Source organism: Pedobacter steynii (assembly GCF_001721645.1).
GTDB classification, from domain to species: domain Bacteria; phylum Bacteroidota; class Bacteroidia; order Sphingobacteriales; family Sphingobacteriaceae; genus Pedobacter; species Pedobacter steynii_A.
The window spans coordinates 3601866-3621220 of sequence record NZ_CP017141.1; the positions used below are offsets into that span (position 1 = coordinate 3601866).

Annotated in this window: 20 protein-coding genes; 11 read left to right on the forward strand and 9 right to left on the reverse strand. The window is 40.2% G+C overall.

Annotated features, from left to right (window positions below; translation table 11 throughout):
* Positions 1-76: 76 nt before the first annotated feature.
* The 4 genes from BFS30_RS15090 to BFS30_RS15105 are packed head-to-tail and all read right to left on the reverse strand — an operon-like array spanning position 77 to position 4039.
* Positions 77-439 carry a glyoxalase gene (locus tag BFS30_RS15090; protein ID WP_069380049.1) on the reverse strand — a complete coding sequence of 121 codons (363 nt, stop codon included), beginning with the start codon at positions 437-439 and terminating at the stop codon, positions 77-79.
* Between the two features lie 57 nt (positions 440-496).
* Positions 497-1513: a zinc-binding alcohol dehydrogenase family protein gene (locus BFS30_RS15095; protein ID WP_069380050.1), complete on the reverse strand. Its 1017-nt coding sequence runs from the start codon at positions 1511-1513 to the stop codon at positions 497-499.
* A gap of 1 nt (position 1514) precedes the next feature.
* Positions 1515-2525 (reverse strand): aldo/keto reductase, encoded by a 1011-nt coding sequence (locus BFS30_RS15100; RefSeq protein ID WP_237028586.1) that lies wholly within the window; start codon positions 2523-2525, stop codon positions 1515-1517.
* Complete coding sequence (locus tag BFS30_RS15105) at positions 2522-4039, reverse strand: alpha-L-fucosidase (RefSeq protein WP_069380052.1); 1518 nt, start codon at positions 4037-4039, stop codon at positions 2522-2524. Before BFS30_RS15105 ends, BFS30_RS15100 begins: the two co-directional genes overlap by 4 nt.
* Positions 4040-4210: 171 nt before the next feature.
* Between BFS30_RS15105 and BFS30_RS15110 the strand changes: the two genes are divergently transcribed.
* Complete coding sequence (locus BFS30_RS15110) at positions 4211-5098, forward strand: helix-turn-helix domain-containing protein (RefSeq protein WP_069380053.1); 888 nt, start codon at positions 4211-4213, stop codon at positions 5096-5098.
* A gap of 4 nt (positions 5099-5102) precedes the next feature.
* Here BFS30_RS15110 and map read toward each other — a convergent pair whose 3' ends face one another.
* A complete protein-coding gene (map, locus tag BFS30_RS15115; protein ID WP_069380054.1) occupies positions 5103-5864 on the reverse strand; it encodes a type I methionyl aminopeptidase in 762 nt (253 codons plus the stop codon).
* 113 nt (positions 5865-5977) lie between these two features.
* Here map and BFS30_RS15120 point away from each other — a divergent pair, with 113 nt between their 5' ends.
* Positions 5978-6805: a helix-turn-helix domain-containing protein gene (locus tag BFS30_RS15120; protein WP_069380055.1), complete on the forward strand. Its 828-nt coding sequence runs from the start codon at positions 5978-5980 to the stop codon at positions 6803-6805.
* Positions 6806-6877: 72 nt separating this feature from the next.
* Here the strand turns inward: BFS30_RS15120 and BFS30_RS15125 are convergent, their stop codons facing one another.
* Positions 6878-7528, reverse strand: a complete 651-nt coding sequence (locus BFS30_RS15125) for a GIN domain-containing protein (RefSeq protein WP_157262930.1) — start codon at positions 7526-7528, stop codon at positions 6878-6880.
* Between the two features lie 287 nt (positions 7529-7815).
* On the opposite strand from BFS30_RS15125, the gene BFS30_RS15130 reads away from it, so the two are divergent.
* Both BFS30_RS15130 and BFS30_RS15135 read left to right on the forward strand, forming a co-directional pair.
* Positions 7816-9126: a M12 family metallopeptidase gene (locus BFS30_RS15130; protein WP_069380057.1), complete on the forward strand. Its 1311-nt coding sequence runs from the start codon at positions 7816-7818 to the stop codon at positions 9124-9126.
* Between the two features lie 55 nt (positions 9127-9181).
* On the forward strand, positions 9182-10066 hold the full coding sequence (locus tag BFS30_RS15135; protein WP_069380058.1) for a hypothetical protein: 885 nt from the start codon (positions 9182-9184) through the stop codon (positions 10064-10066).
* An 11-nt stretch (positions 10067-10077) separates the two neighbouring features.
* Here BFS30_RS15135 and BFS30_RS15140 read toward each other — a convergent pair whose 3' ends face one another.
* Both BFS30_RS15140 and BFS30_RS15145 read right to left on the reverse strand, forming a co-directional pair.
* Positions 10078-10851 (reverse strand): hypothetical protein, encoded by a 774-nt coding sequence (locus tag BFS30_RS15140; RefSeq protein ID WP_157262931.1) that lies wholly within the window; start codon positions 10849-10851, stop codon positions 10078-10080.
* A gap of 2 nt (positions 10852-10853) precedes the next feature.
* Positions 10854-11474, reverse strand: coding sequence for an SMI1/KNR4 family protein (locus BFS30_RS15145; RefSeq protein WP_069380060.1), 621 nt, complete (start codon positions 11472-11474; stop codon positions 10854-10856).
* 291 nt (positions 11475-11765) lie between these two features.
* On the opposite strand from BFS30_RS15145, the gene BFS30_RS15150 reads away from it, so the two are divergent.
* The 5 genes from BFS30_RS15150 to BFS30_RS15170 all read left to right on the forward strand — a co-directional run bounded on the left by BFS30_RS15150 (position 11766) and on the right by BFS30_RS15170 (position 16589).
* A complete protein-coding gene (locus BFS30_RS15150; RefSeq protein WP_069380061.1) occupies positions 11766-13679 on the forward strand; it encodes a tetratricopeptide repeat-containing sensor histidine kinase in 1914 nt (637 codons plus the stop codon).
* An 18-nt stretch (positions 13680-13697) separates the two neighbouring features.
* The gene (locus BFS30_RS15155) at positions 13698-14444 is read left to right on the forward strand and encodes a LytR/AlgR family response regulator transcription factor (protein ID WP_069380062.1); all 747 of its coding nucleotides are present in this window, start codon (positions 13698-13700) and stop codon (positions 14442-14444) included.
* A gap of 173 nt (positions 14445-14617) precedes the next feature.
* The gene (locus tag BFS30_RS15160; RefSeq protein WP_083252062.1) at positions 14618-15673 is read left to right on the forward strand and encodes a hypothetical protein; all 1056 of its coding nucleotides are present in this window, start codon (positions 14618-14620) and stop codon (positions 15671-15673) included.
* Positions 15673-16119, forward strand: a complete 447-nt coding sequence (locus BFS30_RS15165) for a hypothetical protein (RefSeq protein ID WP_069380064.1) — start codon at positions 15673-15675, stop codon at positions 16117-16119. Before BFS30_RS15160 ends, BFS30_RS15165 begins: the two co-directional genes overlap by 1 nt.
* 8 nt (positions 16120-16127) lie before the next feature.
* On the forward strand, positions 16128-16589 hold the full coding sequence (locus BFS30_RS15170; protein WP_069380065.1) for a hypothetical protein: 462 nt from the start codon (positions 16128-16130) through the stop codon (positions 16587-16589).
* Between the two features lie 19 nt (positions 16590-16608).
* Here BFS30_RS15170 and BFS30_RS15175 read toward each other — a convergent pair whose 3' ends face one another.
* Positions 16609-17187, reverse strand: coding sequence for a YdeI/OmpD-associated family protein (locus tag BFS30_RS15175; RefSeq protein WP_069380066.1), 579 nt, complete (start codon positions 17185-17187; stop codon positions 16609-16611).
* A gap of 301 nt (positions 17188-17488) precedes the next feature.
* On the opposite strand from BFS30_RS15175, the gene BFS30_RS15180 reads away from it, so the two are divergent.
* Positions 17489-18058 carry an RNA polymerase sigma-70 factor gene (locus BFS30_RS15180; protein WP_069380067.1) on the forward strand — a complete coding sequence of 190 codons (570 nt, stop codon included), beginning with the start codon at positions 17489-17491 and terminating at the stop codon, positions 18056-18058.
* 96 nt (positions 18059-18154) lie between these two features.
* Positions 18155-19336: a FecR family protein gene (locus BFS30_RS15185; protein ID WP_069380068.1), complete on the forward strand. Its 1182-nt coding sequence runs from the start codon at positions 18155-18157 to the stop codon at positions 19334-19336.
* Positions 19337-19355: the final 19 nt, after the last annotated feature.

Sequence of the window (19355 nt, forward strand, 5' to 3'; positions counted from 1 at the left end):
AAGTATTCATGCTTATAGGTACAGATCCCCTTTACGAAAGTAGAGCGGGATTTTTGCTTTATGGAAACAGCTGTGTTTAAAAAAACTCTCCGAAATGCAAAAGTATTCCGGAAGGATCATGCAGAAAACATTCACGCCCCCAATTTTCTACACGGATCGGCGTCAGCTTAACATCCTGATATTTTAAGGGTAATTCCATAGCAACCAATTCATCCCAGGTATGCTTTACATTTTCAACCTGAAAAAATATCATGGTATTGTCTATCCATTCCTTTACATAAGCATTCTGCAAATAGAAGCCCAGTTCTCCCCATTTGAATAGCGAGAGTGCAGGATTCAAAACTGTTTCATGGAATCCGATATCCTGATAAAAGCTTCTCGATTGTTCAAAATTTTTGGCACCGATAAATGGTCGGACGGAAATGGCATTTTGTTTCATTACAATCTTTATTAAATAAAGATAAGTAATATATCATTAAGGCTCCTTCCTGAGATGTTAGTCAAAAATAATTAATGCTTTTATCAATGACTGATCTGTGTTGCTTAACCCGTAAAAACTTTCCTTGACCTCGCCAAAAGCTATTCTATGAGAGATCAGGTCCATTGGTCTGATGAGACCTTCCTTTATACTTCTGATGACTTCATTAAAATCCTCAGGTAACGCGTTTCTGCTGCTCATCAACATCGCTTCTCTTTTATGGAACTCAGGATGTATGATCTCAATGGTTCCTTTCTGAAGTCCGATCATGATAAATTTACCGCCGTGAGCCAGAAATGGAAGAGCACCATTGATTGCATTCAGGTTCCCGGTGCAATCTATGATCACTGTTGCCATGTCTCCGCCGGTGATTTTTCTGACTTCAGCCAATGAATCGGTCTTTAGCGGATTGATCAGATGCGATACCCCGAGTTTATCCATACAAAAGCTCAACCTGTTCTCATTCACATCGCTGACGATAATTTTTGCACCCTTGCTGCTCAGGACCGATATTACCCCCAGACCAATAGGACCGGCACCAAGAACAAGAACGGTATCATTTTCTGTAATCTGAGCGAGCCCAACGCCATGGGCACCAATGGCCAGCGGTTCTACCAATGCCAGCTCTTCAGCAGTCAGGCCATTACCGGGGACAACAGCAGATAAGGGAACCGAAATGTATTCCTGCATTGCGCCATCGATATGAACACCAAAAACTTTTATAGCTGTACAACAGTTTGTTTTCCCTCTTCTGCATGCGATACATTTTCCGCATGAAAAATAAGGGCTTACCGTGACCAGGTCGCCAACATTAAATTTACTTCCCTCAGGTACATTTGCGACCTCCGCTGAGATTTCATGTCCCAATATCCTGGGATACTCAAAAAAAGGCTGTGTTCCATCAAAGGCATGATAATCTGTGCCACAGATACCCAGCATTTTCATCCTGAGCAATATTTCATCTGGTCCGGGAACCGGAATAGCTCTTTCCTCATAGCCGAACTCGCCTGGCTTTTTACAAATAAGTGTTTTCATTTTAATGAAAGGTTTCAATTAATCCCTGATCAAGCATTTCCTTCCAGAATTCTACGGGTATCTTTTTCCGTACCAGAGCTACATTCCCGGCTACCTTTTCTGGTTTCGTTGTATTCAGTGCAATGCTTCCAATCCCTGCAAACTGGAAAGAAAAATTAAAGCAGGCTTCTGCGGGAAGTACCCCGAACTGATCACAGATGCTGAAAAAAGCCGCTCTCCAATTCAATAGGGCTGCTCCTGAAACTGTTTCTCGATCAACGGGCTGATAGTTGTAAAAACTTCCCCCAGTCAGGAATCCACCATTGAATACTGCAGAATTGATCACTTTTATATTCTTTTGATGCAGCTCTTTTACAAAAGTAATCAGCTCTTCAGGATGGGATTTTAAAGTCAGGCTATTGGCAATCATTACCCAGTCCAGATCGACATCCGCAGTGATGCGCCTGATCACTTTCCAGTCCTTTGCACCTATACCTATTGAGGAGACATGGCCAGAAGATTTTAATTCCTTCAGCGCAGTATAAGCTTCAATAATATGATGATATCTTTTCTGGTAATCATGATCATTAATGCTATCCGATAGATACTCATCCGGATCATGTACCGATACCATCTTTGCAGGATAATTGCCCAGTAAACTATTGCCCTGCTCAAAACATTTGAGTATCCCCTCATAATCGATCATCTGTACTGCATCATGATGGACATCTTTCCATATTCCTGGCTCGAAGGTGGGTTCTGATGATAACAGTTCGGTTCTGTACCAACCAAGCTTGTTACAAATCATCACCTGATCTGGCTTGACCTTCAGGTCATACAGACATTTCCCCAATGTCTCTAAAGCCAGACCCGCTCCATATTTACCTGCAGTATCAAAGACAGGAGTTTCCATTCCGGATAGGATACAGGATCTCACGATATCCAGTTTAACAGTATAATCCAGTGCATGATACAGATTGCCCAGACTGCTGGTCCCAAAAATAACCGGAGGAAGATCAGCAGACTTCATCATTTTTTGAATTCAATTTTGAAGCCAGTCACCATCCATTTTGGATAATCTGCAGGTTTAGTAATGATAAGAGCGCCGTCTTCCTGTGTCCACTTTAGTTTTTCCTTGCTTCCGAGAAGGCTGACGGAGGCAATTGCCTGGTCAGTATATTTTGAATTTTTCCCCAAGGCCTTGATTTTGATGTCTCCTTCAGGTACATTCAGACAAAAGGCAAAAAGATGACCATCCTTAGTGGTATAGCGGATATCGGTTGATTGGTAATCACGGGTATCAGTGAGGCCGCCAAAGGTGCCTTTTTTCTGATTTGATTTGATCGTTGAAGGTCCTTCACCATAAATCTTCCAGGGTCTTGTCGCATAGATCCCTTCTCCATTCAATTTCATCCAATCACCTATCTCTGTCACAATTTTAATCACATCTTGTTCCAGATCACCCTCTGGAGTCTGTACAACATTGATCAATAGGTTGCCGTTTTTACTTACAATGTCAATGAGCAGCTGCGCAATTTCATTTGCGCTTTTATATTGCTGTCCTGTTCTATAATACCAATCTCCGATAGAGGTATCGGTTTGCCATGGAAAGGGACTAATGGAATCCAGTACGCCACGTTCTACATCTTGTGCCCATTTCCCCTCAGATGGTTCTTTAGGGGTATAAACAGCCTGCAGTTTACCTTTGTTCTTTATGATATCCTGATTATAATAATGGGCTACCATCGTTCTCCCCAGATCTTCAAATGGAAGTTTGCTGTCTGAATAAAGCAGGTCTGGATGATAATTATCGATCAGTTCGCTAACGTATTCCAGCCATTTTTTATGCCATCCCGGATTGTTGGTCAACCATTCTTTCATATCGCTTGAATCAGCGGGAAGATGATAGAGATCAGAATACTTCGGATCACGGCCATCGTAGGCCACTCCAGCGAACTGCCCTGTTTTATCTGCCCCATGGCTGACTTGAAACCAGTTAAAACTGGCTGCAAGGTGCTCAGAAACACCGAAACGCAACCCTTCCTTTTTAGCCGCCTTTTGCCATAATCCAACAACATCTTTTTTTGGTCCCATATTTACTGAGTTCCAGTTATGAATCTTCGAGTTCCAAAGGAAGAAATTATCGTGATGGGAGCCCATGGTCACAAAATATTTCGCTCCTGCTTTCTTATATAACGCCATCAATTCCTCTGGATTCCATTTTTCTGCTTTCCATAAAGGAATAATGTCTTTATATCCAAATTTTGAAGGCGCTCCGTAGTTTGCTACATGATATTTATTCTGGTCGCTGCCCTGGACATACATATTTTTCGCATACCAGTCTCCCTGCCTTGGCACGGCCTGCGGTCCCCAATGAGACCAAATCCCAAATTTGGCATCTCTGAACCAGTCCGGATATTGATACTGCTTTAAGGACTCGTCTGTGGGTTTGAATGTTTTCTGTAAGATCTTGTCCTTTTTTTCCTGTGTCTGGGCATGTGTTATAACGGAAAGTGCCATAAGACAGGTAACTAATGCTTTTTTCATTCTATTTGGTTTTTAAAGAATATTAAAATGCAGCAAGGCTAACCTCGTCGGTATGGTAAACAGGTTTAGCTTCGGTTTAATATATGGTTGTTGATTTCAAACCTAAATAACATATCCGACCTTTATTTGGAATAATTAGACTATTTGTTGTAAAAATCCGACATTTAATCCATGATAAAAAGAGTATTACAGAACAGCTTTTCCCTGCTGAATGTGGACTATGTAAAATTGACTTCAAAATGGAATTACCGAAATGTAATCAGTCCTTATTACCGTATATATTATATTGATGGAGGCTCCGGTCTGATAGCCGACCAAAAGAATACGTTGCAGCTCGAACCAGGCTATTTTTACATTATTCCAAGCTTCACACTCTGTAATTTTGGTTGCAGTGATCACTTAAGTCAGTATTTCGTCCAGTTTTTTGAAGAATCGGCCGATGGAGTTTCCCTTTTTGCCCGTAGTCGTATAGTTTCCAAAATCCAGGCCACGAAGTTGGACATTAGTCTGTTTAAGCGCCTGCTTGAAATTAATCCCGGAAGAGGAATCAATAGATCGGATGATCCGAGAGTTTATGAGAAAAATATCTTTTATAAGGAGTACCAGGAGCTTAATAATTGCCAGAATATAGCCAGTTATCTCGAGACCCAGGGAATTTTGCTCCAATTGGTTGGTCGGTTCCTGCACCCTCAGTTACATTTGAGACATTCAGACAACCAGGCTCCGGTTAAGATAGTAGAAACCGTTGGATACATATTGGTTAATCTACATCAGGAACTATCTGTTGCTCTGCTCGCATCCCGTGTAAATCAAAATCCTGATTATTTTTCCCGTCAATTTAAGATTTTTACAGGGGAGCGACCTGCGAAATACATTCTTGATAAACGCATTGAAAGGGCCCAGTATCTATTGGCTACCAGTCGGATGACCTATTCAGAGATTGCTATCCAGACGGGTTTTGACAGCCTTTCCTACTTTTCAAAGTCGTTTAAAAAGCGAACCGGAATGCCTCCCCGTGCCTATAAAAGGCAGGTTTATATGGTTGGATTTACCATGTAGTCGTTTATATTCCATTCGCTGCCGTTAAAATTATTGGTTTGCCTGACGTGATCAGTATCGTGTGTTCATGCTGGGCTACAAATCCGCCTTTGTTGCCAACAAAAGCCCAGCCATCCGACGCCTTTTCAATAAATGTAGACCTGGTGGAGATAAATGTTTCAATAGCCACAACAGAATCCTTTCTAAATCGCCTGAATTTATCATAACGGTCGTAATAATTCATTATTCCATCAGGCTCTTCATGCAGACTTCGTCCAACCCCATGTCCACCTAAGTCCCGGATAACTGTATATCCTGCTTTTTTTGCTTTGGTTTCTATCAGCCTTCCAGTATCAGAAATTCTTGCTCCCCCGCTAATTTTTGAAATCGCTTCCAGCAATATTTCTTTTGAAGTATCTATCAGATGTTGTACCCCCTGAATGTCTTCTCCAACAACAAATGAGGATCCATTATCAGACCAAAAGCCACCTAGCTCTGCGGATACATCGATGTTAATGAGGTCTCCATTTTTTAGTTTAATTTTGTCTGAAGGAATGCCATGAGCAAACTCTTTATTGACGCTAATGCAGCTGTAACCAGGGAAACCATAGGTTTCGAATGGGGCAGACTTTGCACCAAGCGCCTCTAATAGTTGTCTTCCGTATTCGTCTATGTCTTTTGTAGACATGCCTATCTGAGTATATGCCCTCATTTTTTGTAAGGTAACTGCAACAGCTTCACTCACGCTCTTTATACCCTGTAGTTCTTCTGCCGTTTTTATAATCATAAATTAATTTCGTTCAGTTTTGGGCAAAGCTCAGGGTATTTAAACTGTTCTCATAGTAAATATTAGACACGGTATTATTCGCCATCGATTAAGATTTCCGGTAAATTTGCGATATGCCAATAAATTATCTGAGGAAGATACAATTAGGAGAGTTTAATGAGGAGAATTACAGAATCAGCCCTACAAAAGAGCTGGAGTCTGTTATCGAAGGATTTTATATTTTCTCCAAAGACCCAAAGAATGATACGCATCTTATTTTTAACGATGGGTTTCCTGTGCTTGTATTTTTGCAAAATTACGAAGAGACTGTAACCGTAACAAGGGGAAAGGATGCTTTCGAAATTAAAGCGGTATGGGCAAGCGCTGGCTCAATTAAAAATGTCTATGTAAAATACAATAATAATATAGACCAGGTTTTTATAGTTCGTTTCTATCCAAATGCTTTTTATCGGTTGTTTGGTCTGGACGCTCAATATTTTAGATATCATACAATTACTCCTTTTGAACATATTGCTAAGAACATCTACTTCAGTATAGCAGAATTTTTCGAATGTCATTCTATTGAAGAGAAGATCGCATTTGTCGGAAGTTATGTTCGGAATTCTCCTACGGAGACTGATACCTCTGAAACCTTAGATAAGACATTGGATTATATCCATAAACTAAAAGGCAAAGGCACGGTACGAAATGTGACCAATGATGCTGGCGTAAACTATAAGTGGCTGGAAAGGAGCTTTGCGAAGAATATTGGGCTCTTGCCCAAAGAATACATTCAGCTTCAACGCTTTATTCATGCATACATTGAATTGGCAGGAAGTAAGGAGGTCGATCTGATGCGAATCGCGATATCAAACGGTTATTACGATTCAAACCACTTTCTAAAAGATTTTAAAGGTTATACCGGGAAAACACCGTTAGAATATTTGAAGTTTCAATTATAACCTGATCTCTATTAAATAAGCTGACTATAAGTTGGCGTTGATTCATCTCCCGGGTCTTTTATAGGGCTCGCCTTACAAAACCAGGGATAGTCTGGACACCAGGTTTGTTTCCGGGCGATCTTTACCAGACAAGGCCGGCAATGTATAATTCTCCAATGCTTCTTGAGTACGTAGCGCTATAAAGTCACCGGTGGTCAATGTTGGTTTTTTTTCCATGAAAAGAAAATGAACATCAGTATAACCCCGAAGGTGTAAAGCAGAGGTATCATAGATTGCGGTATACAGGCTTTGGGTTTTTGCACGAATATCAGCGTTTGCATTTCCCTTTAAAACGATCTGGAGAAATTTAGTAGACAGCATTCCTCTGGTCCTTACAACAGTATTTTCTTCCGCCACGATTCTAAAAAGGTCATTCACATAAACAACGAGTTTACATGGTTCTTTGCTGGTTCCGGTAATGTGAAGTATTTCCCCTTCTTTTGTGACGTCGGCACTTCCTTCGTTGTCATCCGCGTAAGAAACGCCAGTAGTAGAGCTTTGGACCAATACCACTTCGATATTTCCCTTTAAGGAGATTTTCCTGAAGGACGAAATTTTATGAAGCTTTAAGAGGTTGGCTATTGTGTGGACGCTAGCAGGAGCGGTAGCAGTTAATAATAGCAGGATTGTAGCGAATGCCATTGCAATCTGGGCTTTGATTCGGAGTCTTATAATGTGTTTCATCTTGTTATTCTTCTTTTTTGGTTACACTGTTTGTTTTCGTTTTTAGCCAAGCTGGTGCCAAAACAAAATTTAATTGTTAAGCTGCTGTTAGTCATTGTTTTAAGTTTATTGTTGTGTTCGTAATCGAACACTTCCTGTGCGGGGGTGGACAGTGCAGAACTGGCGAAGGTGGTAACAGCTATTGCCGATGCTAATCGCTTGTTTACAGGTAGTTGTGAGAATTTAAATTAATTACTAGTTTTAGGTACGTGCTATTAAATAATTAATCATCCTATTAAACCTAAACTATGAAATTCTTTTTAAAGCCTATCCTGGGGCTATGCCTGATTACGGGTCTATTTTTTTCCTGTAAAAAAAATGTTCAGAATACCGAAGAGCAAAATATAAGCTCAAGTCGCCATGGCGACACCATTATACACCGGTTAAACATTAATGGAAGCATCAATATCGTTAAAGAGTTCAATAACGAGTTCTTTTATGCACATGACATTCTCTTAAGCAAAGAGCAGTTCAATAGCTTAAAAAAGATGACCTTGTCAAATTTGAGTACTGTTGAAAGAAGCACAATCGTTCAGGATTTCTTAAGCACCTGGCCTAATGCAAAAGTGTATTATAGCTATCCCGATGCAACTACAATGACAGCCGCACAATATACTTCCTTTGTGGCTACGATAGATGCGGCCTTAACTAAAATTACCGATTCAACAAACATACAATTTGTACAACGGACAACACAGACGGAATACATGAAGTTTGTTAAAAGTTCCAGTACCAATAGCTCTCCTCTCGGATGGCAGAAAAACCGCGTGAATACCGTTAACCTGTATAATTATACTCATGTTGGGATCACCATGCACGAAGTGTTACACTCTCTGGGAGTCATGCATGAACAATGTAGGCCTGACAGAGATCAGTATATCATTGTCGATACTTCCCGCGTAACAGATGGTGCGGAGCATAATTTTAATAAGTATACAAATTATGCCGGACATGGCCCGTTTGATTTTAATTCGATCATGATATACAGTTCCGGGGATTTTGCAAAAAATGCCGCATTGCCGCCAATGACAAAATTAGATGGGACTACCTTCACTAAACAAAGAAACGGATTAAGTCCGGGGGACGTCAACGGACTAAAAAGTTTGTATTTCCCAACTGTTGCCAATGGAACTTATCGGATCAATCCGGTGTATTTAAGCAGTAAATCGATAGATATCACCGGAAGCTCAACTGCTGATGGAACAAATGTTATTTTGTACACCAATGGTACCGGAAATAATCAGAAGTTTAGCTTCAGAAAGGTTGATAATGGTTACTATCAGATTAAATCCCTGCTGGATACCAATAAAGTGCTTACGGTTAGAAGCGCTTCAACCGTCAGTGGGACACAGGTGGAATTAAGAACCAATGCCGGCAGCACTTCACAGAAGTTTAAATTGTATAACAGGGGGAATGATGGTTTCAGTTTTGCCCCTATGCATGCCACTTCACTGAGACTTGAAGTGCTTGGAGCAGGAACGGCTAACCTCACTTCAATAGTGGTCAGTACTTCTAATACCAGCTCACAAGCGCAGAGATTTAATTTAACCAAGTTATAATTTAATATGACCCATACTATATGGCACTGTAGTATGGGTTTTTACCTATTTGTCCTTGAAAAAAATTACGTATACCCTGATTTTGTTATTCACCCATTTTTATGTTTTCGCCCAATCCTCCAACTGGAAGATTGAAACCTCCATCGAACAACTCAACCATGATTACAACTGGTCTATTGCTGGAAATCCTGAAGGAAACTCACCTAATATCTTATCTGAGTTAATCTGGAGTAAGCTAAAAGGACCAAAGATTAACCTGAATATCAGCCGCTCTGTTTATAAGCAGTTTGAACTCAGTTTTAACTTTAGTCAACACTGTATTAAACAGGGCAGGGCCAAAGACACAGACTATTTACAGGATAACAGAACAGATCCCTTTTTTGATGAAGACGCACTCAGCAATAAAGGCCAGGCATTTGATTACTCCCTGTTTTTAAAATACGAAATACCTGCCGGCCGCTTTTTAAAACTAAAACCTTACATCGGTGCTGCGTATTTTGATAAAAAGCTTTATCTCCTGGACTTTCCCGGGACATTAAACGATCCCCCTTTAAATTCTACCTATAAAAACCGGTGGAAGGGAGGTGTTTTGGGAATTGAGACCGGCTATCAACTCAATAAGTTGTTGTTGATCCTGAATCTTGCCGCTGGTTATTATGATTATTTGGCAAAGGCACGGTGGAATCTAAATGAAAAGTTTAATCAACCCTTAAGCTTTAAACAAACCGCCAATAGTTATACTTTATCGGCTGGATTCAGAGCTGGATATAGTTTGTCAAAACATATTGCTGTAATAATGGGGGTAGAGAAAAAATATGGGGCAAGCTATTCGGGAATTGACGAGGCCTACCTCAGTGATGGAGAAGAGGTAAGAACCAGATTTAATGGTGCTGAGTTTAATAGTTTTGGAGCAAAGGCTGGGTTGGAATTCACTTTTTAGCCGCTTCCTTACTATCGGCCCTCACAATAAATTCGATGATCAGGGCTTTTGATTTCAACAACCTGATCGTAGGCGAAACCAAAAAGTCCCTCACGCCCATTAATTAAAAGGGTACTTCCTACTTCGGGATCATGCGCTGAACAGGGAAGTCCTTTGCTTGTTTCAGTATTCACTGCTGCATATATCCAAAATCTTTCTTCCCTGTTATCAATGTCAATAGTCCAATATCGATGGTAGAATCCGCTACCCCTTCCTGAACCGCGAACGGCTCCTTTATTGGTGATGCCTGCAGTTTTTTTGACCTCTTGATTACATGCTAAATAGCCGGCGACTGAAACGGCATTGAAAGGTACAGATGCCATAAAATAGATCAGTAATCCAAAGAAAGGGAGGGTTACGATCTTTATAAAGATGCTTTCCTCTTTCCAGCTTTTTTGAGCGCTGGTCTTTGGTTTATTCTGGTAATGTTTTGTCCAGACGTTATCGCTGTGGTATAAGCGGTAAAGAACTGCGGATACCAAGGCTAAAAATAGCAGGGTGCAGAAAAAGATTAACAGGTGATTTTTGTTCCATAATAGCCTGGCTGCCCATAACATGTCATTTTTCAGGAAAAAGCCGAGAATATAAAAAAGGAGCAGGAAGAAAATAGAAAATCCTTTTTTCCAGAAAAAGTCAACAGTAAGTGAAATCAGTAAGACTAACGAAAAACCGAGGAATATGACAGGCATGATCCAATTTTCGTTGGATAGTAAATGACTGATAAAGTTGTGGAGCGCTAACAGCATAATTATTCCTTTTTGATGTCAGGCAAGCCTTTTTGTCTTCGCCTTTCATTGACTTGTTTCAAAAATCTTTCATCGAGTTCGATTAATTTTTCCTCAGCAATAAAGCTTTCCCAGATCACAGTGTTGTTTGCCACTCTGTTATTCTGCTCCAAAGGACGGTATTTTTCCATGGTCTCCAGTCTGCTCATAAAGGCCTCGAATGTAGGGGCGAGTATAAAGTCCTGTCTGTTTTCTGCATCAATCCAGTTTACTGTTGGCTCTTCACCAGCCCTGTAATCTAAAGTGACCCACCAATGCCCCTCTCCAAGGATTAAAACCTGTTTTTCCGGTAATCCCCATTCTTTGATTAAATAGCTGCTGTGCAATAGATTTGGTTTAGACAAAAAGCTGTCGTTTGTAATACCATATAATTCTTCGATCGCTAAGTAATCACCTGCAATCGTTTTTTGAATCATAGGTAGTGCAAATCCTAAGGTGGTACCGCCGTTTTTTATATTCAGCAGATGGATCAATAACTGAGGTAAGCGCACGTTTAGTTTTCGCTCTGCCAAGGCTATCAACTCTTTTGTGAGCATTGGACCATAAGCAGGTTGGGTGATATCCCAAAAATCTTTTCTATCCATTTTTCTGATTTTACAACATCATAGTAAAAAATGATCTGGTTTCGCAGAGGCTCATTTTTATGATATTCGGATCAAACAAATATAATCTTGTCCTTTGAATAGGATATTATCGGGTCAATATTCGGTTTCTTTGAACCGATATTTGTCCTGTCCGGCTTATTATTTGAGAAAAGACTGCTGCGGAAATCAAGCCGAAATATGCGGATATGATATGAAAACCATCGGATATTTAACCGTCTTTGATTTGAAACTTTGCTATTTTTACCTTTGAATTAACCGGCCATATTTTTAATGACAACAAGAAATACCCATCTCCTTTTTTTGGTTCTACCACTTTTATTGATCTTCTCCTGTGTACAGAAGAAAAACGATCAGAACGATCTGAAAAAAAACTCCGACAAGAATAGCCGCAAGGATTACATGTCCATGATCATTGCCATGGATACGCTGTTGCCCAAAGATTCCAGAAAAATGATCTACCGGGAGGATAGCCTGCTCCGGAATCTCCCGGATACGGGTAGCAATCCCTTTTACCATTATTTCAAGGGCAGAAGATTTAGTCTGGAGAAGAAGAAGGATAGCGCTATGGCAGCCTACGAAAAAATGATCCCGGCTCATGATGGAGATGAAGTGGATCTGTTGAAAAATTATACCCTGCTGGATCGAAGTAGCAGCAATGGGAGGATGGTGGAGGCTGCACTAATGAACCGGATTCTTGCGTTCATGCAAAAGGCAGAACAGTCCAAAAGCAGGCTAACCCATTACTTTTATGACCTGTTGGCTAAAGTGTATTACCAGAATCAAAATGAAAAAGTATCATTAGACTATGTGGAACGCTACTATAAGAGCCATCCTTATAAATCACACCCGGTAATTAAACAGAGATATTATGACGTTTCTTTCCTGCTGGCTTCCAGAATGGGCGACTACGATAAGATGATGCGATCTAATGTGAGTGCCCGTAATTTTGCCAGAAGTATTGGAGACAGCATGGCCATTGCCCGCACTTATGACTACGAAGCACAGGTCTATGACCGTAAGGGAGATCATAGAAAATCAATTGCATCCAGTAGGATCTACTTTAATTACCTAAAAAGGACCAATAGCCTGCACGACATTGCTTTTAATAACCTGGCTACCAGTTTTGAGCATAATAACCAGACCGATTCCGCTATTTATTATTACAAAGAAGGTATTGCTTTTGCAAAAAAGAACCCTCAGGGAAAACAAAAATCTTTCTGTTACAACGGACTGATGAATGCTTATAAAAGGAAAGGTGATTATGCGGCGGCCTTGGCAGCTGCAGACTCTGCTTATAATATAGAAATCAGTAATCTCAAGGAGATTGAAGCTGTAAAAGTTGCAGAGATACGTGAGAAATATGAAGTAGAAAAAAAGGATAGGAACATCACTGATCTTTCAAACCGTAATCAGCTCAATGAAAAGGTTATTGTTCAGCAAAGATGGACATTAGGTTTGGCTTCACTGGTTTTCCTGGGGGTACTTTCCTTCTTCTACGTGATACAGCGACAACGTCGGTTGAAAGAGAAAAATGAATTGCTACAATCAGAAAACAAACGCTTAAATATCGAGCAAAAACTGTTACAGGTGCAGTTAAACCCTCACTTTATCTTTAATTCGATTGCTAACCTTCAAAGCCTGGTTGCAACAGGCAATGCGAATGAGGCGGTGCGTTATCTGACTGTTTTTTCCGGACTCCTGCGAAATATTCTGGAACAAAGCCGGAAGGATTTTATTGGCCTGGACGAAGAGATCGCTTCTCTGGATAATTATCTGCAATTGCAGCAAATGCGGTTTTTGGATCTTTTTGATTACCATATAAATATAGATGAAAATCTCCATCCCCAGGATCTGTTGATTCCCCCCATGTTGCTGCAGCCTTTTGTGGAAAATGCAATAGAGCATGGCTTCAGAAATATTGATTACAAAGGCCTGCTAACGATAAGATTCAAAGTAGAGAATAACCAAATGATCATCACGGTAGACGACAATGGTGAAGGGCTGACAGAAAAAAATATAAATCCCCAAAAGAAACAGTCGCTGGCAGGGATTATTCTGAAAGAAAGGTTGGATGTGCTTTTCAATTCCCAGGGTAGAGAAGCCAAATATGAGATTGAGGATAAAAAAATAAATGGTGAGCAGGGTGTTACTGTACACATCGTGATACCGGAAATAAGAGATTAAACCTGAAAACTGATACATATGAAACTTTACATTCTTGAAGATGAAGTACGCATCCTGCAACATCTTTTGCAGATTCTTCAGAAAATTCCCTATATACAAGTGGTGGGATCCGCAGCGGAGGTCGTAAAAGCATCCAAAGAAATACCCGAATTGAAACCGGATATTATTTTAGCAGACATCCGGCTAAAGGATGGGGACAGTTTCCAGCTGTTTGCGGAAATAGGCGAAGCAGATTTTCAGGTGATTTTTCTTACGGCCTATGATCAGTATGCCATACAGGCACTGAATATGGGAGCTTTCGGTTACCTCTTAAAACCGATAGACGAAACCAGCCTGACCAGCATGCTGGATAAATGTTTCCATCATAGAAAACAAGAGAGCTTTGACCAGCAGCAACTCAGCATAGCCAGAGACCATTACCTGGCGCAGGGAGTGGCAGCAAGCAGGCGTATCGCTTTGAAGAGCGTGGAGTTCATCGAAATTGTGCCTATGGAAGATATCATATTTTGCAAAAGCGATAAAGGGTATACGACTTTCTACCTGAACAATAAAACGGAAATCCTGGTCTCTAAAGGCTTGAAAGAATATGAAAGTCTGTTGGTTCCCTTTGGTTTTCTAAGGTGTCATCAGTCTTATCTGGTCAACTTTCAGTACGTGAAAAAATACTTCCGGGAGGGATTCCTACAGATGCAGAACAAGGAAATGGTACCTGTTTCGAGTAGGAAGAAGGAAGAAGTACTTCGATACCTGGAAAATATTTCCTAGGACTCTTTCCATTATCAGAAAAACATAAAACCCTGGCGGATATGAATAGATCTGATACGGATATAAACTGGCTGGGATAATATTCGAAAAAGTAGGTATTATTAAACAAGAAAAAGCTTTGGGGAAATTTTCAAATGAAAAGATTTATAATATTAGGTATAACCTTGTTTTTAATGACATCAGGATTTGCTCAGCAAAAGAACAAAGACCCACGTTATAAGGAGCTAAGTGGTCAATATGGTCGCAGTACTGAAGGAGTTTGCCTTTTTGATGATGGCACATTTTTAATGTACGGCTATGCTACAGCCATTTTTGGTAGTTATGGTTTTGAAAAAGACAATGTGCTTTTCTATCCCGATAAGCAGGAACTGTTTACCATATATGCTTGTCGGAACAAAGGTATAGGCGACAGTACGAGGATGAATTTTCTGGGTTTTGAACGAGGTGGAGAAAACTTTGTGAAAATTGGGAAGGACAGTATAAAAAGGGTGTTTAATAAAGATGCCAACTGCTTCGACGCGCCATTTGTGTACAAAACTCAAAATACACCTGGAAGGATTACCCTATACAATATTTTGAAAGAAAGCTCGGGGGAGCAGGTCAGGAATACCTGGTCCTATCTGATAAATAAAGGTGATAATGATTTTATCCTGATCTATAATGAGCCTGATCAGGATTATAAGAACTTTGGTGCTGTAATTTCCGGAAATGAAAAGGGGGTGACACTTAAATTATCTGCCTTTTCCAGCGAACAGGGCATTGTAAAGCAAAGAGCGGATAAAAATCAAAAACAATGGCAGGAAGTGTTACAAATGAAAGCCGAATATGACCTCTCGAAAAAGAATAAAGATGTCGTCTTTGCAAACAAACATTATCAGTCCTTTCCTGAACCGGACAATAGCTATCTGTACAATAAAGTATCTGATCAATACACCAGCAAGCTGGCTTCGGAGAATGAGGAGTACTATCGCCAAAACCAGTATAATGACAACCGTTACCTGCGTAAATATGTTAGGCTACAGCCACAGAGAATGGACAGCAGTGATATGGCAAAAAATGAGATAACTGCTTCGAGTATTTTTTTTACCGTTTGTGGGGAGGGAGCCGAAAAATCGTATCACTATGATGGCTTTCAAAAATATAAAGAAAAAGAGGAGCAGCCAGCACCAATGCCATCAACAGCGGTACCTGTTCCACCGCTGCCCGTAAAAAAGAAAAACAACAGATAATGTCGCGTACCATGACCATAAAAACATTTCAATGGACCGATAAACTGGTACTGGTTTTATGGGTGTTTCTGTTTACCGGGAGTTTACTTACTTTTTTAGACAAAGACATCCTTAAAGTGTTTGGCATTTTTATTCCGGTAAGCCTGATTGGCCTGGTTTTTTCGCTTTTAAAATGCACCCGGGTAATCATCTTTGACTTTAATGCAGAGGTCATGATCATCAAAAATTTCCGTTTTAAAAAAATGATCCCCAAAGCGGAGATCTTAACCATTCAGCGGGTAAGCTCAGTAGCCTATGGAGATTGGTTTGGCGTGATTTTGAAAAAAGATAAATATGGAAACCCGATCAAAATTTCATTTCCTCCAAAACTGACAACTGATATACAGCAACATGCGGATGTATTTGAAAAGGAAACATTACCACTCTTGATGAATTTTTTAAAATAGTAAATAGAATGAAACATTACAGGCAGAAAAATAACCGTTATAGTTTTAACGATATCAATACCATAATGTGCCTTTTGGGCACTGCCATTCTTGTTTTTAGCGTTCGGGAACTGTTTAACTACCGTATTGCTACACCGGTTGTATTTAATGATTACCTACGAATGCTGGCGCCGGCCTGGGCCTGTCTCTCGATATTTTTTTTGGCAGTAGGGTTAAAGCGGATTGCATTGGATCCCAGGGAAAAATCTATGACGATTGGATACCTCTTCGGAGTCTTTAATAAAAGATATCAGGTGATTAGCCCCTTGAAAACAGAGGTGATCACTAACCTGAAGAATGGAAAAAATATTGGAATTGATATCTTAATCCAAACGGATAAAGGAATGGTTAAATTCCAATCTTACGCCTCTCATTTTCGGAATAGAGCGGATGAATTTTTATCGGAAACCGGACAGATTGTGAATTTTTAAAATAAAACAGCAGAGGAGACTAATCATCCAGGCCTTTTCCGCTGAGGATTTTTGGCATATATTTCTCCACCCTTGATTCCCTGGTTTTGGATTGTTTAGCTCCGGAAAAATGAAGCAGGTATCCTTTTTGCCGCCCTGGGGTCAATCCTTCAAAAGCAGTTTTCAAGGCAGGGATATGATCCAGCTTACTTTGAAATTCTTCAGGAACGGCGAATTCTGCAGTCGTTTTAAAATCTACTTTCAAGCCCGCCTTTTCCACTTCTATAGCTTGATAAATATAGGCCTTTAAGATCGTTTTCATTTCTACTATTTCCAGCGCATTGGTAAAACGGATCTGGCGCGAGGACTGTGTATTCTCGGATTGTTGAACTAGAATGCCATCTGTATCACTTAATAAGGCGCCTTTGAAAAACAAAAGCGCGCAATATTCTTTAAATACATGTATTAAAACAATATTGCTTTTCTGAAACAAGTAACAAGGGGAACCCCATTTCAATTCTTCGGTAAGCCCACAATCCAGAACGATCAGTCGCAATTGTTCCACTGCTTCCTGCCATTTTTTTTCTTTATTAAAATAAAAATCAACTTTAGGGTTCATACTTAAAGTTAACAATTTTACTTCTTTTCCAAAATGAAAGGATCAGATCTGTTAATACCGGTTCTGGTTTTTTTGTGGGTTCTAGGGCAACTGTTCCACCAGATTGTACCTGGGACTAAGAATTTTTAGCATGGTAACGATCATTTCATGTGATTAAATGCGGTAAATTCAGATTTACTACCTTGTTAAAATGTAAACCGGAAAAAACTTGATAAAAAAAAAGGATCATGAGCTTAAAAAAGCTATTTTGTGAGTTGAAAAGATCATCACAGCATTTAAAAAGTATTGATATTTTAAAGTAATGGCTAATTACAATACATTTTCTGATCTCGAACTGATTTCTTTGCTAAAAGATAGTGCACACGACCAGAAAGCCTTTTCTGAAATCTACAGTCGTTATGTACGTGTATTGATCCGCTTTGCGGAGTCTAAATTATATACCCTGGAAGATGCAAGAGATGTTATTCATGACTTGTTTACTGGTTTATGGGACGAAAGATCAACCCTTGAAATTCAGGAAAGTTTAAAATCCTACCTTTTCGGTATTGCCAAATATAAAATCATCAACAAAATCAGAAAGAACATCGTCAGGGAAAGTTACGCTGAAAAGTTAAGAACACTATCCCCGGCTTATCACTCTCTAGAAGAAGAATTAAACGCAAAAGAGCTCCGCACTAATGTCCGTTCAAAGCTGGATCAGTTACCCCAAAAAACAAGATACATTTACCAATCCAGCAGGGATGAACATAAAAGCATTAAGGAAATTGCAGAGGAACTAAACCTCTCTGATCAAACGGTAAAAAATCAGATTAGTATTGCTTTGAACCACCTCAGGAAGTCCCTCTCGGCTTTCTTTTTTTGCCTGTTTTAAATACATTCAAAATATTTTAATATTTCTTCGGTACTTCTTGTGTGCTGAAACTACTACCGTTATGAAGGATAGGAAATGAGCCATTCCTGGTAACGTATGACAAGAAAAAGCATATCAGAACTTTTAACCCGGTATTATAACCATCAATGTACTCCAGAAGAGGAGGCAAGGGTGAATGAATGGTTTGCTGAACATGGTTCTGCGGAAACCAGTTTTGAACGTATGGACGCTGAAGCTCAGCAAATATGGGTAAACGCTTTATTTACAGATATTACCGCTGCTAATGCAGCAAAGGGGCAGAAACCTCTGGTGTTAAAAAAACGGCTTTGGCCAAGAATTGCCGCTGCTGCAGCTATATTAATTGGAATTGGTATCGGGTTATACACCCTGGGCCATCAATCGGAAAAAGATCGTGTCATCTCTTATGCCAATACGATCCGGCCTGCTAAACAGGCTACTACCTTAAAACTGGCAGATGGAAAAGTGATCAGCCTGGATGCCGCAAAAGCAGGAATCGTAATAAATATCGCTGCACTGACCTATAGCGATGGTACTGCAGTAGCGCCAGACCTGGCCCCTGGAAAATCCGGGGGGACCAACGCTGGAGATGATACTCAGATCGGTAACCTCACTGTGAGTACACCTGTTGGCCGGCAATATCAGCTGGTGATGCCGGATGGAACTAAAGTATGGCTTAATGCAGCCTCTTCCCTTAGTTTTCCGTCTTCATTCCCTGCCAAAGGGCAGAGGATCGTAAAGCTCAGCGGGGAAGCCTATTTTGAAGTCGCAAAAGATAAATCCAGACCATTTATAGTTCAAAATAATACGCAGAAAGTAGAAGTACTGGGAACACATTTTAACATCAACAGTAACTATACCGCAATAAGAACCACATTGCTGGAAGGTTCAGTTATGGTTTATCCGCTGAGTTCCGTAAACGGTGCAGATGGCCTCCAGCTCACCGAGACAGGTGTGCTACTTAAGCCTGGCGAACAAGCGGTGCAAAAATCAGGCAGAATTGAGGTGCTTTCTGCAGATATGGACCAGGCAATTGCCTGGAAAGAGGGCTGGTTCTATTTTAAGAGTGCCAGCTTGCCTGAAGTCTTAAACGAAGCGGCCAAATGGTATGACTTGAAAATCACTTATGAAAGCAGCATCCCAGCCGATCGTTTTACGGGTAAAGTGTCCAGAACGGCTAGCTTGGGCATGTTTATTAAAGTACTGCAACTGAGTGATGTGAAATTTAAATTAGAAGGACGTAAAATGACTATTGACTAAAAATAAAAACAACAAACCC

Excerpts from the sequence above, each read along its gene's own strand:
- BFS30_RS15090 (WP_069380049.1), bottom strand. The coding sequence starts at position 439 with ATGAAACAAAATGCCATTTCCGTCCGACCATTTATCGGTGCCAAAAAT.
- BFS30_RS15095 (WP_069380050.1), bottom strand. The coding sequence starts at position 1,513 with ATGAAAACACTTATTTGTAAAAAGCCAGGCGAGTTCGGCTATGAGGAA.
- BFS30_RS15100 (WP_237028586.1), bottom strand. The coding sequence starts at position 2,525 with ATGATGAAGTCTGCTGATCTTCCTCCGGTTATTTTTGGGACCAGCAGT.
- BFS30_RS15105 (WP_069380052.1), bottom strand. The coding sequence starts at position 4,039 with ATGAAAAAAGCATTAGTTACCTGTCTTATGGCACTTTCCGTTATAACA.
- BFS30_RS15110 (WP_069380053.1), top strand. The coding sequence starts at position 4,211 with ATGATAAAAAGAGTATTACAGAACAGCTTTTCCCTGCTGAATGTGGAC.
- map (WP_069380054.1), bottom strand. The coding sequence starts at position 5,864 with ATGATTATAAAAACGGCAGAAGAACTACAGGGTATAAAGAGCGTGAGT.
- BFS30_RS15120 (WP_069380055.1), top strand. The coding sequence starts at position 5,978 with ATGCCAATAAATTATCTGAGGAAGATACAATTAGGAGAGTTTAATGAG.
- BFS30_RS15125 (WP_157262930.1), bottom strand. The coding sequence starts at position 7,528 with ATGAAACACATTATAAGACTCCGAATCAAAGCCCAGATTGCAATGGCA.
- BFS30_RS15130 (WP_069380057.1), top strand. The coding sequence starts at position 7,816 with ATGAAATTCTTTTTAAAGCCTATCCTGGGGCTATGCCTGATTACGGGT.
- BFS30_RS15140 (WP_157262931.1), bottom strand. The coding sequence starts at position 10,851 with ATGCTGTTAGCGCTCCACAACTTTATCAGTCATTTACTATCCAACGAA.
- BFS30_RS15145 (WP_069380060.1), bottom strand. The coding sequence starts at position 11,474 with ATGGATAGAAAAGATTTTTGGGATATCACCCAACCTGCTTATGGTCCA.
- BFS30_RS15150 (WP_069380061.1), top strand. The coding sequence starts at position 11,766 with ATGACAACAAGAAATACCCATCTCCTTTTTTTGGTTCTACCACTTTTA.
- BFS30_RS15155 (WP_069380062.1), top strand. The coding sequence starts at position 13,698 with ATGAAACTTTACATTCTTGAAGATGAAGTACGCATCCTGCAACATCTT.
- BFS30_RS15160 (WP_083252062.1), top strand. The coding sequence starts at position 14,618 with ATGACATCAGGATTTGCTCAGCAAAAGAACAAAGACCCACGTTATAAG.
- BFS30_RS15165 (WP_069380064.1), top strand. The coding sequence starts at position 15,673 with ATGTCGCGTACCATGACCATAAAAACATTTCAATGGACCGATAAACTG.
- BFS30_RS15170 (WP_069380065.1), top strand. The coding sequence starts at position 16,128 with ATGAAACATTACAGGCAGAAAAATAACCGTTATAGTTTTAACGATATC.
- BFS30_RS15175 (WP_069380066.1), bottom strand. The coding sequence starts at position 17,187 with ATGAACCCTAAAGTTGATTTTTATTTTAATAAAGAAAAAAAATGGCAG.
- BFS30_RS15180 (WP_069380067.1), top strand. The coding sequence starts at position 17,489 with ATGGCTAATTACAATACATTTTCTGATCTCGAACTGATTTCTTTGCTA.
- BFS30_RS15185 (WP_069380068.1), top strand. The coding sequence starts at position 18,155 with ATGACAAGAAAAAGCATATCAGAACTTTTAACCCGGTATTATAACCAT.